Below are 17,423 nucleotides of genomic sequence, written 5' to 3'. Positions count from 1 at the left end.
TATCATGTCATTAATTGCAATTTTTCTAGGCTATTCCTGTAAGGAAAAATCCAGTGGAGGAAACGAGCCACAGAAAATGGAAAATACTCTTTTTACCTTGATGTCCCCAGACAGTACAGGAATCAGGTTTTACAATAACATTGAAAACCAAAAGAATTTCAACATCTTCAAATACAGAAATTTCTATAATGGCGGCGGTGTAGCGCTAGGAGATATAAATAATGATGGCCTTACAGATGTATATTTAACGGGAAACATGGTGCCTAACCGACTTTACCTCAACAAAGGAAATTTTCAGTTTGAGGATATTTCGGAATCCGCCGGTGTTACAGGTAACAAACCTTGGTCAACAGGAGTTACTATGGCAGATATCAACAATGATGGATTTTTGGATATCTATGTAAGCAATGCCGGAAATATGGAAGGCAATAACCATGATAATGACCTGTTCATCAACAATGGCGACTTGACCTTTACGGAAAGTGCGGTAGAATATAACTTGGCAAAAACAGGTTTTTCCACACATGCCACTTTTTTTGACTATGATAAAGATGGTGATCTAGATGCTTACATCCTTAACAATAGTAACATCCCTGTGAGTAGCCTAGGATATGCAGAACAGCGGGAAGTACGTGCACAGGATTGGGAGGGTGTTCCAGATATCTTCAAGGGCGTAGGCGATATGTTGTTAAGAAACGATGATGGAAAATTTGTGGACGTTAGTGAAGAGTCCGGAATCTACGGCAGTTTAATTGGTTTTGGTCTTGGAGTCATGGTTACCGATATAAATCAAGACCTTTACCCGGATATTTATGTTTCCAATGATTTCTATGAAAGGGATTACCTATACATTAATAATCAGGACGGAACATTCAGTGAAGAAATAAAAAAGTGGACAAATCACCTAAGTCTATCCGCAATGGGCATAGACATCGCGGACATCAATAATGATGGCCTAAGTGATATCTTTATTACCGATATGCTCCCAGAACCGGACCAGCGCGTGAAATCCGTTATGGAGTTTGAAGGTTATAACGTTTTTAAACTCAAGCAAAGTAAGGACTTTCACCAACAGTACATTCAAAATACCTTACAATTGAACAACGGAAATGGTTCGTTTTCAGAAATTGCCTATTATAGTGGAATTGAGGCAACGGATTGGAGCTGGTCCGGACTTATGTTCGATATGGATAATGATGGCCTTAAGGATATTTTCATCACCAACGGTATAAACCATGACCTCACGGATTTGGATTTTGTAGACTTCTTTGCCAATGAAATCATCCAAAAAATGGCCCTTACCGGTCATAAAGAATCTATTGATTCCATCATCAACAAAATGCCCATGACTCCCCTTCCCAATTACGCCTATAAAAATAAAGGGGACATTACTTTTAAAAATGCAAACAGGGAATGGGGATTTGAATTGCCCAGCAAATCCAATGGAGCAGCTTATGGGGATTTGGACAATGACGGGGATTTGGACCTTGTAGTGAATAATGTGAATATGGAAAGTTTTGTCTACCGTAACAATTCGGAAAAACAAAACAAAAACAATTTTATAAAATTAAAGTTCATAGGATCGGATAAAAACAAATTCGCTATAGGTACGGTCGCCAAACTTTATTTTAAGGACCAGATCATAGAGCAAACGTTGATACCTTCACGTGGGTTTCAATCTTCGGTAGAATACCCAATGACCATAGGGCTTGGAGGTCAAACTACTCTAGATTCTATCCGAATTATTTGGCCGAATGACCTTACGGAAAAATTGGAAAATGTTGAAGTCAATACTACCTTGACATTTAATCAAGAGAATGCTACTACTAAATACAAGCTTCCTAAAAAAGTTGAATCCACGCCTCTTTTGCAAGAAGTGAAAAACCCCTATTTAATTGCCCATAATGAAAATGAATACAATGATTTCAACAACGAGGGTCTAATTTATCAATCCTTGGCTCAAGAAGGTCCCGCAATGGCCATTGGGGATGTTAACGGTGATGGTAATGATGATCTTTTCATTGGGGGGGCCAAAGGACAACCAGGCGCACTTTATCTTTTTGGGGATAATGCCAAGATTGGAAGGCCAACTTCATCCTATTTTGATGTAGATGCAGCACAGGAAGACACTGCGGCGGCTTTCTTCGATATGGACAATGACGGGGATCTAGATCTTATCGTTGGAAGTGGCGGAAACGAAATAGGTATGCAGAACACCTATGAAGCAAGGATTTATATTAATAATGGAAAAGCCAACTATACCAAGTTGAACACTAAACTGCCCAGTACCAATAAAAATATATCCGTTATAGTCACGAATGATTTCAACGGTGACGGTTACCCTGATATTTTTATTGGCTCCAGAAGTGTGGTAAGCACCTATGGTGTAGACCCAAATCATTTGTTGCTCCAAAACAATGGGGACAATACCTTTACCGACGTTACCGAAAAATCTGCCTATGACTTAAAAAATGCCGGAATGGTCACTGATGCCATCTGGGTAGATATAGATTCTGACGATAAAAAAGACTTGATTACAGTTTCTGATTGGGGAACACCTAAAATATTTAAAAACTCCGGACGTAGACTTAGTCAATGGGATACCAGCCTAGATAGCCTCAGCGGTTGGTGGGGCGCTATTGATGCAAAGGACTTGGACAATGATGGCGATATAGATCTGATCTTAGGTAACGCAGGAAGCAATCTACATTACAAACCAACCCCAGGAAATCCTATGAAGATGTGGGTAAACGATTTTGACAATGATGGTACCATTGAACAAATTGTAACCCAACGATATGACGAGGGCGATTACCCGCTACATCAAAAAAAGGAGTTAACGACCCAGATATTGGCCCTTAAAAAGGCAAACATTAAAGCTTCGGATTATGCAAAAAGAACGATAGACAAGTTATTTTCAAAAGGAGTTATAGATAATTCCATCGTTAAAACGGCTTCAACCTCAGAGTCCGTTATTGCAATCAACGAGGGGAATGGTGAATTTTCCGTCAAAATCTTACCACCACAAGTCCAATTTTCCTGTATTTGCGGTATAGCATGCACAGATGTGAATAGGGACGGCAACCTAGATCTAATAATGGCAGGGAACAATTTTGAATTTAAGCCTCAATTTTCAAGATTGGATGCCAATTACGGCAATGTTCTTTTAGGGGATGGAAAACTTGGTTTTGAATGGCAAAACTATGATAAAAGTGGAATGTTCATTAGAAATGAAGTAAAACATCTCAAAATACTTAAGGATAAATCCGGAAATCAATTTATTGTTGCGGCTATAAATAATGCTGCCCCGAAAATCTATCGCCTTCATGAGAATTAAATCCATAGCTTTCTTTACGTTACTGATTTCTATAAGTTGTACCGATAAAAATTCAGGAGAGGTCTTTAAAAAAGTTTCTTCGGAACAGACCGGTATCAAATTTGCAAACACCCTAAAGGAAACGGATGACCTTAATATTCTGGACTATCTCTATTTCTACAATGGTGGAGGTATTGCTATAGGAGACATTAATAATGATGGGTTGCCGGACATTTATTTATCCGCCAATCAACTTGAAAATAAATTGTACCTCAACAAAGGCAATCTAAAATTCGAAGATATTACTGAGAAAGCCGGGGTAGCCGGTAAAAGCTCTTGGAACACGGGCTCAGTGATGGGCGATGTAAACGGTGACGGACTACTGGACATTTATGTTTGTGCCGTTGTTGGCCTCAATGGTTTTAACGGACATAATGAGCTTTTTATAAATCAAGGCGACGGTACATTTATTGAAAAATCTGCTGCCTATGGTTTGGATTTTGAATCCTACAGCTCTAACGCCGCTTTTTTGGATTTTGACCTGGATGGCGATTTGGACATGTATCTATTGAATCACGCCGTCCACACCCAGGATACCTTTGGCAATGTACAACTTAGATATCAACGAAATTACGAAACGGGTGATAAGTTACTCAGGAACGATAACGGGAAGTTTGTTGATGTAAGTGAGGAAGCGGGAATATTTGGAGGCATCAATGGCTACGGACTGGGCGTAGCCGTTTCGGATTTCAATATGGACGGATATCCAGACCTCTACATTGGGAATGACTTTCATGAGGATGATTATTATTACCTAAATAATGGAGATGGGACCTTTACGGAAAGTCTTAGAATAAATTTTGGCCATACTTCCAGATTTTCCATGGGTAGTGATGTCGCGGACATTAACCATGACGGTCGTCCCGATCTGATTTCCTTGGATATGTTACCTGAGGACGAAAAAGTGCTAAAATCTTCCGAAGGGGATGATAATATCCAAGTTCAAAAACTTCGTATCAACGACTATGGCTATCACTACCAATTTACCCGTAACATGCTCTACCTCAACCAACCGGACGGCACATTTATGGAAAGTGCCCTTGCAAGTGGCGTCGCCGCTTCAGATTGGAGTTGGAGCGCCCTATTTGGGGATTATGACCAAGATGGGGAACAAGATCTTTTCATAAGTAACGGGATTCCAAAACGCCCAAATGATTTGGACTACATTAATTTCTTGTCCAATGACAATGTAGAGAAGAAAATAAATAATACGAATCTCATTGATAAAAAAGCATTGGAATTAATGCCATCAGGGAATATTGCAAACAAAGTTTTTCAAGGGACCTCTGGAGCCTCTTTCCTAGACCAGTCCACGAAATGGATTCCTCAAGACACTCTTGTTTCCGGAGCAACGGCTTTTGGGGATTTGGATAACGACGGTGACTTGGACATAGTAACCAATAACCTAAACAGTGAAATTACCTTTTACGAAAACCAAACCAATAATAGTTCCAATTACCTAAAGCTAAAACTAACATACAAGGAAGGTAATCCTTTTGGCATTGGAACAAAAGTAAAATCTTATGCAAACGGCAGTTTGCAGTTCAGGGAGCTCTACACCGTTCGGGGATTTCAATCTTCTTCTCAACCTATTATTCATTTTGGATTTGACCAATTGACAACAATAGACTCATTAGAAATCATCTGGCCTGACCTATCCTACCAAATACTTAAAAATGTTTCCGTAAATCAAACCTTGGAAGTATCGCCACAAAACACCCAGCCCTATAACAAGACAAATACATCTGCTACCAAAACATTGTTCACTATTGTAGAAGACAATCTAGGTATTGATTTTGCACATATTGAAGATTCTTATACTGATTTTAATCGGCAAAAGCTAATCCCCTACCAAACCTCAGATCGTGGACCAGCAACTAGCATTGGGGATTTGAACAATGATGGTAAGGACGATATTTATTTTGGAAGTTCCAAGTTTATTCCTTCACAGATATTTATTCAACAGGACTCCAGTTTTGTAAAAATGGCCTATCCCAATATTCAACAGGACTCCGTAAAAGAAGACGTGGTCTCCCTAATTTTGAATCCGGGCAAGGATAGTTCGCCCAATTTATTAATTGGAACAGGAGGTGCCGATTTTTACGGGCAGGCAAAGCCATTGACTAACAGCTACTATACCATTGGACCCAACGAAGGTTCAGCCGCGAGTTCTCAATTTCCTGAACTGTATGGCAACACTTCGGTTATAGTACCCATTGATATTGATGGAGACGGCGATCTGGACCTATTCATCGGAAGCCAATCCGTTTCCGGAGATTTTGGAAGACCAGCGGATTCATATATACTGGTAAATGATAATGGGGAGTATTTCATAAAAAACCAAAAAATCTTTGAGTCATTGGGTATGGTTACAGATGCCATTGCAGAGGATTATAACCAAGACGGACAAATCGATTTGATTGTTATCGGTGAATGGATGGCACCAAAATTCCTTAAGAATAACAACGGCAACTTTATATGGGATGACGATTTGGTATCCGGCGATTTGACCGGTCTATGGCAAAGTATACAAAGCTTTGATATGGATGGAGACGGTGATCTTGATTATCTATTAGGCAATTGGGGCACGAATTCCAAATTTTCTGCTTCTAAAAAGCATCCATTGAAAATGTATTATCATGATTTTGATGGGAATGGCAATACGGAGACTATTGTATGTAACTACAATCAAGATGCCTATTATCCAATCGACGGACTTAATGAACTATCCGGTCAACTCGTATTCCTAAGAAAAAAATTCACGTCCTATGCCGCCTTTGCCGGTAAGTCCATTGAAGATGTACTTGGGAAAGATATCCTTGATGAATCCACGGTCCTAACCGTAACCAACTTAAACTCGGGCTATCTAAAAAATGAGAATGGAAAATTTGAGTTTGTAGCTTTTCCTTTTGAAATGCAGTTGGCCCCTATTTTGACGTTTTTAAAATATGACTTTGATGGTGATGGAAGTCAGGAAGTATTGGCCGGAGGCAACTATTTTGGTGTTAAGCCTTACCATGGTAGGTTTGATTCCTTTCCGGGGGCATTGATCAATTCCTCCGATGATATCATTTTGGGTAACGAGTTAGGGTTAAAATTCATGTTTAAATCATTAAGACACCTTAATATTCTTCGTTTTCATGACCAACCTTATTTGTTGGCCACATTCAATAACGAAAAGGCCCAACTATATAAGATACTTCCCTAAGGACAAGGCGCAATTCCCAATAAAATAAATTATAACTACATAAACTTTAAAATCGATTATGAAAAAAAGTATAAAAATCATCCTCTTCATTTTTTTACTTTTCTCTCTATGGTACCTGTTTGTTAAACCATCTGATTACATTATCAATTTTGAGTCCAAATCACTACCGGGAACCATAAATCAATCTATAAAACTTTGGGGCAAAGGATTAAAAACTACCACCACTTTAAAGCAAGAGGACCTTAATCATATAATACAAACGTTTGCCTTTTCAGACTCAGTCCATGATTATCATTGGTCCATAATACCAATTCATGACTCACTTTCAAAAGTATCTGTAGAGATAAAGGATGGTAATCTTAAAAATAGCATCATAAATAAGCTTAAAGTGCCTTTTACGAAAACTGATTTCGTGAAGCGATCTGAAAAAACGGTCTACGACTTTATGACCGTGTTAAAAGATCATGTAGATAATTTTAAAGTGACCATTGAAGGAGAAGAAGAAACGCCTTCCAAATTTTTCGCCTATGTTACCATTTCAAAGGAACAGTTTAACAAGGCGAAGGGTATGATGGACAATACCAACTTCATTAGCGATGTTCTATTAAAAAATAATATACAATTTGATGGTCTTCCCATGGTAGAGGTTACCCATTGGGCAAAGAAAACAGATAGTCTAACCTACAACTTCGGTTTTCCAATAAAAAAATTGGACACCTTACCTGATTTAGGGGAAATCAAGTTTAAGTACCTTAATCCTAAACCTGCATTAAAGGCAATATTTAATGGAAATTACATCTCATCCGATAGGGCTTGGTATGCCTTGATCAATTATGCCGAAAATAATAGTATCAGCATAAAAGAAACCCCTCTAGAGGTCTTTCATAACAATCCCCAAATGGGAGGTGACTCCAAGACTTGGGTTACAGAGGTCTATATGCCCATTGAGATTACTTCCGCTAAAGACTAGGACTAAAACTGTGTAAGCAAAGTATATCTTAAAAAGAATTAACAATAGTTTAATGTTCCCCCAAAACGTCCAATTTTAACCCTAAAGAATTGATTGGCAGTCAAAATAATGTAATTTTGTCCTTTGATTGAGGGATTAATTTGACGATGATTAACAAAATGACACTAAATATGTTAAAGAAAGTTTCGGCCATTTTGCTTGTTTTGGTTTTCCTTTCCTGTTCACAGGAAAAACCACAAAGCAATGAACCGATCAATGTAACGGCAGAGGATTTACATACCTCCATTGATAAGGTGGTAGAGATCATGATTCATGATATATTTTCTCCACCAGTGGCCAGTAGAATATTCGCATACCCAAATATCGCTGCCTATGAAATCATAGCACAGGTAAACCCGGAATATAATTCATTGGCCGGACAGGTAAATGAGCTTACCCCAATACCTAAAATAGACTCACTCCCCAATATAAATCCTAATTTGGCCGCATTGATCGCCCACATGAACATTAGCAAGCAGTTGATTTTTTCGGAGGATAAATTCAACGTTTTGCAGGACAGTCTCTTTGCCTCATGGGAAACTACGAACAAAATCGAGTTCGAGGCGTCCAAGGCCTACGGGGAAAAAGTAGCGGAACATATAAAAACATGGATGGGGAAGGACAATTATAGCCAAACCCGCACCATGCCCAAGTTTACGGTGGACACGGATGATCCGGCAAGGTGGCAGCCCACCCCGCCCGCTTACATGGATGGTATAGAACCGCATTGGAACAAGATACGTCCTTTCTTTTTGGACTCGGCGGCTCAATTCAAACCGGCACCTCCACCAGCATTTTCCATGGACAAAAATTCCCAATTCTATAAAGAACTTTTGGAGGTATATGAAACCAGTAACAGGATTACCGCTGTTGGTGACGAATCCGAGGAGGTAGCCATAGCTAAGTTTTGGGATTGTAATCCCTACGTATCCGTTACCCGTGGACATCTGATGTTTGCTACCAAAAAAATCACTCCAGGTGCGCATTGGATCGGAATTACAAAGATAGCCTGTAGAAAAACCGAAAGTGATTTTCAGAAATCGGTGTACGCATATACCAAAACCTCCATGGCAATCGCAGATGCCTTTATAAGCTGCTGGGACGAGAAATACAGAAGTAATCTCATTCGACCGGAAACATTGATCAATCAGCACATTGACGAAAACTGGGTTCCCATTTTGCAAACACCACCCTTTCCTGAATATACTAGCGGACATAGTGTAGTCTCCGGAGCGGCCGCAACGGCCCTGACGGATATTTTTGGGGACGATTTCAGCTTTGATGACGATACGGAACTACCGTACGGGCTTCCCATAAGAAGCTTTACCTCATTCAACCAAGCTGCGGATGAGGCTGCCATCAGCAGAATGTACGGAGGAATTCACTATAGGGCCGCCGTAGAAGTGGGTGTGGGACAAGGTCGAGAACTAGGTGCATTGCTTATCGACAAAATAAATATGAAAAGCGTCAAATCCGTTGCGGCAAATCAAGAGTAGTTTAAATTTAGATTCGTAAATTCATACGTTCTTATTGATATTTTACAATATGATTAGAACGTGCCTCTTATTACTATCCCTTACCATTTTTTCCTGTACCAATTACGGGCAGTTAAAGGTCATTACGGATTTACCTGGAAGCCTTAAGGAAAACTCTGGTATGATAAGCCTTACAGATTCCACTGTTTGGATCGTAGAGGATGGGGGTAATAAGGACGAACTTTATAAAGTCGATTTTAAGGGAAAAATCCTAAAGACCCTTACGATGAAGAATGGCGACAATGATGACTGGGAGGATCTTGCCAAGGACCATTTGGGGAATGTTTACATAGCCGATATAGGCAACAACGATAACAGCCGTAAAAATTTAAAAATTTACAAGGTTCCCAATCCAGAAGTAGAACCTGGCGACAAAATCGTTGCCGAAAAAATTGAGCTACGCTATCCTGAGCAACAACAATTCCCACCGAAGAAGTCCGGACGTTTTTTTGATGCCGAAGCCATCTTCCATCATGGCAACAAAGTATTTATCGTTACCAAAAACAGGTCCAACCCTTTTACCGGAAGTGCCTATGTTTATAGCGTACCGGATGTAAAGGGGGAATATGTGGCAACATTAGTCGCTGAAATAAACTTGTGTTCAGATTGGAAGACCTGCCAAATAACGGGTATAGACATTTCCCCAAGCGGCACTAAAGTCATCGCTCTCAGTTACGGAAAACTCTTCATTTTTACGGATTTTACTTGGGACAACTTCACCAATGGTAAGGTTGAGGAAATAGATTTGGGAATTAGGACCCAACTGGAGTCCATATGCTTTATAAATGAAGATGTGCTATTACTGTCCGATGAAGGCTCCCATGGCTCGGGCAACAATCTCTATTCCTTGGATTTAAGAAAGGTTGAAAAGCGTTAAAACCCAAAACCGAGTCCAAAGGTAAAACGAGGACCGTCCTCACTATGGAACAAGGCAAGATTCAGGTTCAATATATCGGCGGTGTTCAGAAAAAAACCACCGCCATAGGAAGTATGCCATTCATTGGAAGAAATTCCTGGTGACCATACCCTACCATAGTCGAAACCACCAAAAAGCCCCAATGCCGATGGTAAAATTCGGGTGCGCATTTTACGTAGGCTAAACCTCACGTCCGTATTTTGGTAATAGGAAGCCTTCCCTGTAAAGCGTTGGTTTCGATAGCCCCGTAATCCATCGGTTCCCCCTATACTGGCAGCCTGATAGAACTCATAACCATTCCCCATATTTATGTGCCCTTTCCACTTGGTCGCCAAAACGAGTCGGCCACTAGGAATCAATTTATAGTCGAAGGAGATACTCGGAATTAAGTATCCAAAATTCCTATTGGCCATACCAATGTTCTCCTTGAAGCCCAAGGCAATGGAGGTCGCCATGCCCATGGTGGGAAAACTCTGATTGTCATGGTTCTCATAGGAATATTTGCCATGTACGCCCACAAATTTATTCCCGGTCTCCTGACCGTTTACTTGGTAAAAGGTGTTGATAAATCTATCTGAAGTTTCCTCTACTTCAATGGCTTCATAGGAAAAACCCAAGTCAAACTTTGCGCCCAGGGGACTTCTCCATACCAAGGAAGGGTTGAACTCAAAATTTTGAATGCGTACCCTATTGTAGTCCAATCCTAAATTATCGTCCAAGTTATCAGTGTCATTCCCAAAACCAAAGAAGTTAATAGCAAAATTGGGAGTGGTAAATCTTGTATTCAAAGCCAAATTCCAATGTTCGAACACATTGGCAAATTCCCCACTATACTGTAACTCTACCCCACTGGTGGCAAAATAGTAGGATGCCTTAAGAGTATGTTGTTGGGTAAAAGGGTTTTGCCTGAAACCATTGTAGGTATAGGTATCCATAAAACCCACCTTGATTCCATCATCTGGATTAAAACCTACCGTTGGTATCACCTGATTGTTGCTACTTCGAATGTTTAAAGGATTATAGGTATTCACCGGATAATCGTCCGTTAACTTGACCTTAGTTCTCCCAGCCCCCTCAATCGTGTTCTTTTTACTTTTATAATCGTATACGGCGACACCCCTACCATTTTTTATCCTGTAAATATCATTGTTTTGCCCCCCGATAATCCTAACCTTTACCCCTTTGTAATCGTTAGGGTTTACCACTTCAAAAATATCATCGTCATCCAAGCCATACACCCAAATTTCATTGGTACTGGAAGTATAGAAGACCTTATCAAAAAACTGCTGTTTCTTTTCCCCGTCAATAATCCTGTAGGCGCTTACCTGGGTTCTTTGGTCATCCAATCGGGTGATTACGAACCAATCATCCTTGTCCGTACCCACCACCGTGGCAAATTTGTTCAAAACTTTAAAATATTCGATAGCGGTGTTTTCAATACTTTCAACCCTTGATAGTAGAATTCTTTTAATTTCTTGAACACCGGCATCCTGCACCTCCTTGGGAAACATGGTAAACGCATCGTCAATAACCCTTTCATCAATCCTTTGCCGTAAAAACTTGGCCTGTTTGGTCCAGTCTTCCAAGGTGCTTTCTGATAATAAGGCGAGATCCAGTACATACGTTTTTGGAGAGGAATTGAATCCTTTAACGTTTCTAATTTTTTCATTAAATCCTTCCATTAAGCGTAGGCCCGGGATGATACGGGTGGCAAGGCCCATTAAAATGCCATCGCCCATTTGGGAATAGGCCTGGTCACGATCTCTTGGAACGGGTCTATAAACTATTTTACCATCCTCTTTAAACTCGGCCCATCGCCATTGGTCCACATGTCTATCCCAATCCCCTATGACCATATCGAACAATCTGGCCCTGATGTAGGCATCGGTATCCACTATATACTTCTCGTCATCCCGAAGGTCCTCCAACATGGAATCCGTACTCTTTAACTCATTGGAATACCCAAAACTCTCCAAATCCCCATGACCATCGCCAGCATGTTCCTCGATCATATACAGTTCGTTTCCAAAAACATCATTGAACTCACCCAGTGCTTCCTGTTTCGGAATATAGTAAAGTACCGGATTGGTGTGAAGAATTTTAACGGCATCTGAAAGTTTACCAACCGTGAACGGGGCATAGGGATGTGAACCTGTATAAAAGTCCTCCAGCAGTTCCTTTGTATAGGTTTCCTTTAAATCGTCCATAAGGTACTGATCTTGAAAAGCCATGGATTGCAAATACAGTTCAGGTAGTTTTCGAAGGGCGCGCATGACGTATTCCTTTCCGGAAGCATGTCTTAAACGCAAGGACTTGGACTGATGCCCTCCTCCCTTTTTAACGGGTGTAAGTCCCCCGAACAAGGTATCTATATAGACCACGGGTGCGGTCACCTCCCTGCCATAATAGCTACGATAACGTTCTCCCCAAATCGCCTTGAAAAAACCGGATTTATCGATTTCCTCTTTGGTGTAAACGGATGCTTTTAGTTCCTTATCCGGAATTCTAGGAAATATAGTGTCCAATTTCTGTGCATTTGGGGGCAATACTGCAGAAGTAAAAAGGAATTCCTCATTCCCCTGACCATCAACACCGTAATACCGAACCCGTGAAGACCCATTGGTGTAAACCTCCAAGGTGGCATACCCCATTCTCCCAGTAGAAAAACGGGATCCGTTCAATAACCTTGTTTCTCCCTTTTTAGCTCCGGAACCACTAACAATCTGTGGCGTACTGTTTTCAACGATATATTGTAAGGTATGCTCATGGCCGGAGGCAAAAATGACCCTATCCGAGTATTGCGCCAAGGTCGTTACCCTTTTTACCAGGTCCAAATATCTTTTATTGCCCATATCCTCTGTGGAAGCCCCGGAGGTCCTCCTCAAAATATTGATAAAGGTTCCCAAACCTGGCAAAGGAACGGGCATGTCTTTTGGATAAAAATGCTTTTTAAACGAGTATTGCCCACCGTGGGGGCCGTAACTTGTCATGGGATGGTGCATGGCGATCAACGTAGTTCTATCCCTGTAATCCTTTATTGCATCCTCCAGCTCCAAAAGAAATTTTTCCCTGCTTTTTATTTCACATTTATCGTTGATACCCGGCCTCCTATTCCAGTTGGTGAGGTACCATTCCGTGTCCAAAACAATAATGGCCAGTGCATCGCTCACTTCTATTACGTCTATGGGACAACCATTTTTTGGTAAAAAGGCATCTTTATCATTCAGTTGTTCCTTGATATAATCCTCTTCCCGTTCCAATCCAATGAGACCTTCCGTGTACCAATCGTGATTGCCCGGTATAAATAGTTTTCTTCCCTTAAAATTGACGAGTGTCTTCAATTGGGCATCCAAATGGTTCTTTGCCGTTAAATAGGCAATGGTTGAGTCCTTGGGATCTGGCAAACCGGCCGGATAAATATTATCGCCCAAAAAAATGGCCGTACTGTTCCCATTTGCTTGTTCAAGCTTTTTTTTAAAGATTTTCAATGCAGGGTTCATACCGCCAATGGGTGAGAGTCCGGCATCACCAATTAGGTAAAAGGTATGCTCAACATCCGTATCGATTTGTATATCCTCAGCATCCCGTACATCTGCATATTTTGATTTATAGGTAGCACAACCCGTAATCAAACAAAGTAGTAAAAAAGCGGTAGTATATTTTCTCATGTAGACGACCCAGTGTTCTATTTTTTGTAATTTGGAATTCCTAAAAAAGTTTCCTTATGGCGGATATTCTTCAGCATACCAAAAATCACGTTACGGCCTTACTGTCCAATGAGCTAGATCCAAACTATCTCTACCACAATTTAAGGCATACCCAACGTGTTGTTAAAAGTACTAAAGAAATCTCTAAAGCCTGTGCCCTATCGGATGAGGAAAAAGAAGTATTGGAAATTGCTGCCTGGTTTCATGACACCGGGTATACTTTTGCGACAAAGGATCATGAAAAGAATAGCTGCATCATTGCGACAAAATTTCTTGAGAACCAAGGATATGATTCTGACCTGATTTCCAAAGTAAACAGATACATCATGGCAACGGAAAAAGATGCGGTGCCCAATTCCATTGAGGAAAAAATCCTTAGGGACGCAGATGCCTCGCACTTTGCGCAAACAAGCTATTTGGAAACATCCGAATTATTACGGGAAGAACTTAAATTATTGAATCTTGCAGACTATACCTATAAAGACTGGGTAGACCTAAATATAAGTGTGCTAGGCAATCAACATCGATATTATACGGATTACGCCAAGGAAAATTGGCAAGAGAAAAAGGATGACAATCTTAAGAAGCTCATAAAAGAGAAAAAATCCATCAAGAACATTGCAAAAAAAGAAAAGTTAAAGGCAAAATTCAAAGGAGAAAGTCCAGATAGGGGGATACAGACCCTTTTTCGCGTTACGTTAAGAAACCACCTTACCTTGAGTGATATTGCAGATACCAAGGCAAACATTTTACTATCGGTCAACGCTATTATCATCTCCTTGGCTTTGTCCAACCTAATACCAAAATTGGACAATCCTTCCAACGATTATCTCATATATCCAACCGCCATTTTTGTATTGTTCAGCATTGTCTCCATGATATTGGCCGTTTTGGCCACCCGACCCAATGTTACCAGTGGCGAATTCACAAAGGACGATGTAGCCAAAAGAAAGGTCAACCTACTATTCTTTGGAAATTTTCACAAAATGGACCTTGCAGATTATGAATGGGCCATCAATGAATTGGTTAAAGACAAGGATTATATATATTCCTCCTTGACTAAGGATCTCTATTTTTTGGGACTTGTATTGAACAAAAAATACAAATTGCTACGTTGGACCTACACCACCTTTATGATTGGTATGATCATTTCAGTCATAGCTTTTGCTTTGTCCTTTAAATTTTTTGGTCCGGAAAGACAACTACAGGATTTGGTAACCCAGACCTTATTCTTCTAAAGTGGCCATTAAATCTTCGTAGGTATAGGATTCTTGGGACTCTTGATCGGTCTTGTACAAGATCTCGGCCCTAATGGCCTTTAGCCCTGAAACCCCTTGAAGACCCTCAAGTTCAACGATTTCTACATTATCGGTAAAATATTTTTTGGATTTCAGGAATTTGATATACCTCAAATATTCAAGTTCATCCTTTTTCTGGGAATAAACGATGGCAATTTTACCCGTCTGGGTAAGTCGCTCGTTGGTACCCTTTATATAGGCCTTGTCAATCCGCTTTTTAATGACTTCGTACCGGGCGTTATAGGTTCCATCCACATCGAATTTTTTTTCGTCCATTCTAAAACGAATGGACAGGGAAGAACTGTAGACCAATAAAAGGGAGGTAGCATCCAAAGGAATAGGCAACTCAGGTTTTAATTTATAGTGCACATTTTCCATTTCGCACATAACCTGCAGTTGCCATAATCTAAGGTTGTTGAGATATAAGGAATTAAAGCCTCCGTTCTCTGAAATACTTTCGCCAATATACAAGTTATGTTCTACCCCGTCCGTCTTGTAACGTTCAAAATAATGGGGAAACATAGCCTGCGCATCTTCTTGTTTTTTGTCCAGGACAGACACCAATTTTTTGTTGATCTTGGTTACGCTTTCATCATAGTTTTTTCTATGATCGTAATACGAACCCGTACCCATATCTATCTTGGCTTCGTAGGCATGTATTTGTTTTGCTATTTTCGCATCCGTTTTTTTTAGATGTTCGAAAACGGGGTCTATTTCCTCTTTTACAAAGTCAAAAATGGCCTGCTCACTATTTGTATATAGCATCTCCTTGATACTGTTCAAATGATTGTTTACCCTAAAAATGAGCTCCTCATAAATGGGCAATCTATTTTTTACCAAAGCTTTCTCCAGTACCCCATTAATTTGGGACAATTGAATCATTAAGTCCCTTTGGATGGCCTTATTACGGGCCTTGGAAGAATCCTTTATATCTATTTGACCGTAAAGTGGATACACATCCTTAAAAACGATTTCCTTGAAGGAAGGAGACCTACTTTCCAACTGATCTTTTATAAAGTACTTTGCCTCTTCCTGAAACCTCCAATATACTGATGAATGCACGGAAGTACACTCATTTTGGATGATGGCGTCAATAAGATTTTCTTCCTCTATCTTGGATCGTACGACCGCAGAAACTATATAGGGCATTACATCGTCCAACTTTCGTGCATTGACACCGTTCAGTTCGTTTTTACGCCCTGAGACCACTTCCAAAACGCCCAATAGCTCACCTTCAAAAGCAATTGGGGCAAGAATGGCACTCTTTATTTCTTGGTCCCCAAGTACATGATAGGGGTCACTACCGTTAGATTCCTGATTGTACTTTTCTACATCGGAAATGGCAAAATATTTGTTTTCTTGAATAAGCCTTTTATAGGAATATTGACAAAGAGCGTCATGGCACAACTTGGAATCCTTTCCGTTCAGGATAAAGCTTGACATGTTTCTTCCATACACAGGTTCAAATTGGTCCTTTCTTGCGTTATAAACCACAAAACCTACCTTGATATCAGGCAACCTAAAGAACGACCTGAACGTTTCCTGTAGGTTTCCCATAAAATTATCATTTGACCGTTTGTCGCTTGCTATGAGGCTGGACTTTATCTCCGATATGGAATGTTCAGAGGTCACGTCAAACATATTGGCAATAATGAAACCTTTGACTAAAAAACTGTCCGGCGGAATCTTTTCTTGCCAAAGGATAAGATTGTCCGGACTCTCCATGAGTTCGTCTATATCCGCTTGAGAAAGATCCCTTGACTTTTCAGTAGGTAGTATATCAATAAAATCCGCATTATACATAATACGGTAATGGTGCATAACACCATTGGAATCTGGAATATCATAAAAATAGGGCCGGCTAAAATCGAGTTCCACCCCATAGTAGAACTTGAGGATTACGATACATCCCATGATATAATCCACCCCAATTTCTTGGTTCCTTATTTTTGGTTTGTAAAACGGGCCCGCCTGTCTGACGATATTTTGAAACCGTTTTGAGGGATTGAAAAAGAAATCAAAATAGGGTATGGAAGCCACCTTAATTTCATTTTCGCCAAGAATAGGGGAAAAACTGTCTTGAAGAATGAAGGAAATGACATCCTTGTGCTCATCGATCATTTCCAAATCCTCAAATCCATCCCTTAGAATGGGATAAGGCCTTTGGGCTTCAAGAACCTGTCTCGCCCTTGCCGCCAAAACATCATCATCACCATCAAGCATTTCTTCATATGCCCTTAGAAGTTTGTCAAAACTTATAAGATACCTTAGTGGTCTTATTTTATCGTCGCATTCCATAAAACATTTGTCTAACAAACACTCTTAAAATTACAAAAGATACGGTTCTTTTTTGTTAAAGTTTTATCCGACGATG

Annotated in this window: 8 protein-coding genes; 6 read left to right on the top strand and 2 right to left on the bottom strand. The window is 40.2% G+C overall.

Annotation, left to right across the window (positions count from 1 at the left end; genetic code table 11):
• The first annotated feature begins 4 nt into the window (after nt 1-4).
• From DZC72_RS07625 to DZC72_RS07605, 5 genes are all read left to right on the top strand, one after another.
• A complete protein-coding gene (locus DZC72_RS07625; RefSeq protein ID WP_243641673.1) occupies nt 5-3,337 on the top strand; it encodes a VCBS repeat-containing protein in 3,333 nt (1,110 codons plus the stop codon).
• Nucleotides 3,327-6,584 (top strand): VCBS repeat-containing protein, encoded by a 3,258-nt coding sequence (locus DZC72_RS07620; protein ID WP_125222241.1) that lies wholly within the window; start codon nt 3,327-3,329, stop codon nt 6,582-6,584. The genes DZC72_RS07625 and DZC72_RS07620 overlap by 11 nt, the downstream gene beginning before the upstream one ends.
• Before the next feature lie 58 nt (nt 6,585-6,642).
• Nucleotides 6,643-7,554, top strand: coding sequence for an AraC family transcriptional regulator (locus tag DZC72_RS07615; RefSeq protein ID WP_125222240.1), 912 nt, complete (start codon nt 6,643-6,645; stop codon nt 7,552-7,554).
• A 170-nt stretch (nt 7,555-7,724) separates the two neighbouring features.
• Entirely contained in the window at nt 7,725-9,089 is a 1,365-nt protein-coding gene (locus DZC72_RS07610) for a vanadium-dependent haloperoxidase (RefSeq protein WP_125222239.1), read from the top strand.
• A 49-nt stretch (nt 9,090-9,138) separates the two neighbouring features.
• Entirely contained in the window at nt 9,139-10,005 is an 867-nt protein-coding gene (locus tag DZC72_RS07605; protein ID WP_125222238.1) for a hypothetical protein, read from the top strand.
• On the opposite strand, the gene DZC72_RS07600 is transcribed toward DZC72_RS07605, so the two are convergent.
• Entirely contained in the window at nt 10,002-13,712 is a 3,711-nt protein-coding gene (locus DZC72_RS07600) for a metallophosphoesterase (RefSeq protein WP_125222237.1), read from the bottom strand. The two genes, DZC72_RS07605 and DZC72_RS07600, sit on opposite strands and share 4 nt — an antisense overlap.
• 56 nt (nt 13,713-13,768) lie before the next feature.
• On the opposite strand from DZC72_RS07600, the gene DZC72_RS07595 reads away from it, so the two are divergent.
• Nucleotides 13,769-14,989: a Pycsar system effector family protein gene (locus tag DZC72_RS07595; RefSeq protein ID WP_125222236.1), complete on the top strand. Its 1,221-nt coding sequence runs from the start codon at nt 13,769-13,771 to the stop codon at nt 14,987-14,989.
• Here DZC72_RS07595 and DZC72_RS07590 read toward each other — a convergent pair.
• On the bottom strand, nt 14,978-17,347 hold the full coding sequence (locus tag DZC72_RS07590) for a GAF domain-containing protein (protein ID WP_125222235.1): 2,370 nt from the start codon (nt 17,345-17,347) through the stop codon (nt 14,978-14,980). The two genes, DZC72_RS07595 and DZC72_RS07590, sit on opposite strands and share 12 nt — an antisense overlap.
• Between the last annotated feature and the right edge of the window lie 76 nt (nt 17,348-17,423).

This window comes from Maribacter algicola, assembly GCF_003933245.1.
Classification (GTDB): domain Bacteria; phylum Bacteroidota; class Bacteroidia; order Flavobacteriales; family Flavobacteriaceae; genus Maribacter; species Maribacter algicola.
This window is presented reverse-complemented; position numbering and strand designations above follow the sequence as displayed.

Excerpts from the sequence above, each read along its gene's own strand:
- DZC72_RS07625 (WP_243641673.1), top strand. The coding sequence starts at position 5 with ATGTCATTAATTGCAATTTTTCTAGGCTATTCCTGTAAGGAAAAATCC.
- DZC72_RS07620 (WP_125222241.1), top strand. The coding sequence starts at position 3,327 with ATGAGAATTAAATCCATAGCTTTCTTTACGTTACTGATTTCTATAAGT.
- DZC72_RS07615 (WP_125222240.1), top strand. The coding sequence starts at position 6,643 with ATGAAAAAAAGTATAAAAATCATCCTCTTCATTTTTTTACTTTTCTCT.
- DZC72_RS07610 (WP_125222239.1), top strand. The coding sequence starts at position 7,725 with ATGTTAAAGAAAGTTTCGGCCATTTTGCTTGTTTTGGTTTTCCTTTCC.
- DZC72_RS07605 (WP_125222238.1), top strand. The coding sequence starts at position 9,139 with ATGATTAGAACGTGCCTCTTATTACTATCCCTTACCATTTTTTCCTGT.
- DZC72_RS07600 (WP_125222237.1), bottom strand. The coding sequence starts at position 13,712 with ATGAGAAAATATACTACCGCTTTTTTACTACTTTGTTTGATTACGGGT.
- DZC72_RS07595 (WP_125222236.1), top strand. The coding sequence starts at position 13,769 with ATGGCGGATATTCTTCAGCATACCAAAAATCACGTTACGGCCTTACTG.
- DZC72_RS07590 (WP_125222235.1), bottom strand. The coding sequence starts at position 17,347 with ATGGAATGCGACGATAAAATAAGACCACTAAGGTATCTTATAAGTTTT.